This is a genomic window from Gilliamella sp. Lep-s35, from assembly GCF_009795845.1.
Taxonomy (GTDB): domain Bacteria; phylum Pseudomonadota; class Gammaproteobacteria; order Enterobacterales; family Orbaceae; genus Gilliamella.
Genome location: NZ_WTEX01000053.1, coordinates 1 through 3,465, shown reverse-complemented (window position 1 = coordinate 3,465; position 3,465 = coordinate 1). Strand labels below are relative to the sequence as shown.

Annotated in this window: 6 protein-coding genes and 2 pseudogenes; all 8 read right to left on the bottom strand. The window is 31.0% G+C overall.

Annotated elements, in window-relative coordinates; translation table 11 throughout:
- Positions 1-194, bottom strand: a pseudogene (locus GQ590_RS12970) (RHS repeat-associated core domain-containing protein); the annotation flags it as partial.
- A 111-nt stretch (positions 195-305) separates the two neighbouring features.
- Entirely contained in the window at positions 306-710 is a 405-nt protein-coding gene (locus tag GQ590_RS11790) for a hypothetical protein (protein ID WP_160409230.1), read from the bottom strand.
- 5 nt (positions 711-715) lie between these two features.
- The gene (locus GQ590_RS11785; RefSeq protein ID WP_160409232.1) at positions 716-1,081 is read right to left on the bottom strand and encodes a hypothetical protein; all 366 of its coding nucleotides are present in this window, start codon (positions 1,079-1,081) and stop codon (positions 716-718) included.
- Between the two features lie 15 nt (positions 1,082-1,096).
- A pseudogene (locus GQ590_RS12750) lies at positions 1,097-1,240 on the bottom strand (RHS repeat-associated core domain-containing protein); the annotation flags it as partial.
- An 80-nt stretch (positions 1,241-1,320) separates the two neighbouring features.
- Complete coding sequence (locus tag GQ590_RS11775) at positions 1,321-1,596, bottom strand: hypothetical protein (protein ID WP_160409234.1); 276 nt, start codon at positions 1,594-1,596, stop codon at positions 1,321-1,323.
- Between the two features lie 11 nt (positions 1,597-1,607).
- Complete coding sequence (locus tag GQ590_RS11770; protein WP_160409236.1) at positions 1,608-2,075, bottom strand: RHS repeat-associated core domain-containing protein; 468 nt, start codon at positions 2,073-2,075, stop codon at positions 1,608-1,610.
- Positions 2,076-2,120: 45 nt separating this feature from the next.
- Positions 2,121-2,693 (bottom strand): DUF1629 domain-containing protein, encoded by a 573-nt coding sequence (locus GQ590_RS11765; RefSeq protein WP_160409238.1) that lies wholly within the window; start codon positions 2,691-2,693, stop codon positions 2,121-2,123.
- Positions 2,694-2,698: 5 nt separating this feature from the next.
- The coding region (locus GQ590_RS11760; protein WP_160409240.1) for an RHS repeat-associated core domain-containing protein at positions 2,699-3,465 on the bottom strand (767 nt) is incomplete at its 5' end.

The following is a 3,465-nucleotide window of genomic DNA, read 5'->3' as shown; positions in this document are numbered from 1 at the left end:
CCTGATCCCATTATAGATTTATATCCTTTATCACTCGTATAATGATAAACAGTAATAACATCCAACCCAAACGGATCCACCCAAGTATTAGTATCATGCACATACGCATAAAAATTCGGGTTGTTTCCTGCCAGTTTTATGGGATCTTGGCTAATATAAGTTCCTGTATTACTGTTGTAATAACGGAAACGATTATAATAAAGTCCATCTAGTTACTCGTCTTCATAATAACAAGCCAACTTTTAAAGTTGGCTTGTTTGTTATTCTAACTTTCTAATTTACTTAAAAATAATATTAAATACGGTCTATTCTATTATTAGTTTATAATCTTTTGCAATAATATCATAAACATAATCATATGTTTGTAAAACATAGTGCCTATGATTTTCTTTTATCTTAGAAGATTTACGTCCGTTTTTTAATTCTTCTATTAGATATGAATTATGAACTAAATCAAAAGAAGAATCCATCTTCACTTCATTTATATAAGTATCTAATTCACAACATTGATAATAAATAATATCAGAAAAATAAAATATGTAAGGGATATAATCCTTTTTAAAATTTATTTCAATCAATTTAGAATTAAACTTCCCTTTGAAAACACAATTACATTCTGAATTAAATGTCTGTCTTAAGTCATCCAAAAAAATAGCATCTCTTCCATTAATGACTCCAACTTCTTTTGTTTTAATAGCTTGATATTCCATAATATTTAATTACATCTTATTCTTACTGATTTACCCGCATTATCTGTACTAAATCGTTTATTAAGATTTATTTCTGCTAAATCTTCAGGGGTAGCCCATCTGGTATTTACTTTTGTTCCTGCTTCACGAGCTGCATATAAACGTCTATTATCTAACGTAAATACAGCATCGGCATGTACGCCTTGTTTTAATAATCTTTCTTGAATATTTACAGGGAGATCTTTCATTCGAACTAATCTTATTGCTTCAATTGATTCTGCTGCTGCTGGATTGTTTTTTAGTAATCCTACCAAATTATTTAATTTACTACCATCTTCAAAAATGGGATTTACAGAATCTTGACTAAAAAATATTTCAAATGGATTTTTCATTGTCAACCCAAACGGGTCAACTTCCGAATTAGAATCAAACGTATACGCATAAAAATTCGGGTTATTACCTGCTAGCCCGATAGGATCTTGGCTAATGTATAAGCCGGTTTCAGGATTATAATACCTAAACCGATTATAATAAAGCCCGTCTAAATAGATTTTAAAACAACTTAAATATCAGATTAAGTAAAGACTATTACAGTTGATTTGTTAATTGCGAGTTTTTCCATCTATAAATATTATTGTGAAATAGTTAAAATTTTTACTTCTCCAATTATTATGCTTGTTCCTTCATCAAATGTTATTATTTCTCCTTGGTGTATATCTAAATCATCAGTCAGAAATTCAATAATTACATTCAATTTCTCTCCAGGAAATAACTGTTCTTTTTTTTCTAATTTAATTCTTCCTGAAAATTTATTATTTTTAATATTAAATAAAGGACGGTAGCCATTTGAAAATGGGGATTTTCTTCCTTCCTTGTATAAAGTTAAAATACCTGTTATTGATTTCATATGATTTCATATTAAGTACATTTTATTTTAATTTTATCTAAATCAATATTATCTATCGATACTGCATCCATTCCGTCTGCTCTAAATTTATATAACGCTATATCGTCGGGAACTTCAACTGTAACTACTTTAAAGGCTGTATCCTCCCATTGTTGGAGTAATTCTCCAAATTTTACAGCATCGCCGTAATTTGTTGCAAACAGTTTACCAGTTTCATACTGACCTCCAACGTTCCTAATAACGTTATTGATAACTATATCGGAATATTCAGCACCAAAAACAGCTCTAAATAATTCTAACAACCCGAACACATCAACCATCGTATTCGAATCATGCACATACGCATAAAAATTCGGGTTATTACCTGCTAACCTTATCGGGTCTTGACTTATATAAGTTCCTGTATTACTGTCGTAATACCTAAACCGATTATAATAAAGCCCCGTTTCTACATCTTCAGAATTTGGTGACAGGATCAACCGTCACTTTTAACGAATAAATACACAAAATTTGGGATGGGTCTTTTATTCGAAAAAATCTGGTTGTTGTTGATTACCTTCTTTTATAAAACCAATTCCATTTATTCCTATCTTGTTACACAAATCAACAAAAGTTTCATCAACAATAATAATTGATTTTGATTCTTGCATTCTACAAATATGAACGTTTTGCAAATTCTCTTTATTTAGGTACAAAACAATTATTTTAATAGGACTATTAGGAACATTTTTAATTAATGGACGGACTTCTGACCTAGAATAATCTATGCACTCTATAACTTTTAGTAAATTTAAAACATAAAACGAGTTTTCTATAATTCCATTTTCTGAAGAAACTATAGTAGCAGGTAAAAATTCACAATCATTACCTAATAATTGCTCAAATTCTGTCTTAAATTTTGTACTTACCAAAGGAGCTCCAATCGTTGGTAGAATATCATAGTTTAGCAGATACTTATCTATTTTATCTACAGTATATTTTATTGGATTGCTTTTCCCAAAGAATACTCCATTTTCTAATTCCTTTTTATCTGAATTTCCATCAAATGAAAAGAAAACATCTCGCTTATAAAAAATTGAAAGCCTATAATAATTCATAAAAATTAACCTTTACAATGTAATTTAATTTTACCTTTTCTTAAATCCTGTCTTGTATCATTAATCAAATTTTGCATAGCATCGTGATATTGCTCTTTTGTCCAATTATTTTCTTTCCCAAAAGACACTAAATCATCTAATTGTACTCTCATGTCAGCATTGTATTGAGCATGGAGTTTATTGTATCCGCTATGGATTGATCTTATTGGATGAAATTGTCTATCTGTTGGCAAATAAATAGTATTCTTCATATTATGTATGTCATATCCACTAAGTTTAAATATCTCATGTGGTTTTGCTCCTTCAGCAAGTGATTTCGGAATAATATGATGTAATTGAAAACCATCTATCTTGGGCATATTATGATAATTCCATCCACCGTTAGGCATTGGACCAAAAGGACTAAGTCCAAAAACATCAACAAATAAGTTGGGGTCTGTGACATATGCGTATTGATTAAATTGACCCGAAGCTAACCCTATCGGATCTTGGCTAATATATAAGCCGGTTTCAGGATTATAATACCTAAACCGATTATAATAAAGCCCCGTTTCAACATCCTCATACTGCCCTAATTGCCGGAACGGAATAAACGGCTGATTGTTAAAGGTATCTTCCCGTATTCTGCCGTAGATGTCAAATTCCACCTGCCAAACCAGTTCACCTTTGTCATCATAGGCCTGCGCGGGGCGGCCCAAATAGTCCGATACAATCGAGTAGGACTTGCCTTCGCATAGCTTTGCGGTGGGGACTAAACTTCCTTCCTCATAAA

What these genes read in the sequence shown, in the direction of transcription:
- GQ590_RS11775 (WP_160409234.1), bottom strand. Translation starts at nt 1,596, where the DNA reads ATGAAATCAATAACAGGTATTTTAACTTTATACAAGGAAGGAAGAAAA.
- GQ590_RS11790 (WP_160409230.1), bottom strand. Translation starts at nt 710, where the DNA reads ATGGAATATCAAGCTATTAAAACAAAAGAAGTTGGAGTCATTAATGGA.
- GQ590_RS11785 (WP_160409232.1), bottom strand. Translation starts at nt 1,081, where the DNA reads ATGAAAAATCCATTTGAAATATTTTTTAGTCAAGATTCTGTAAATCCC.
- GQ590_RS11765 (WP_160409238.1), bottom strand. Translation starts at nt 2,693, where the DNA reads ATGAATTATTATAGGCTTTCAATTTTTTATAAGCGAGATGTTTTCTTT.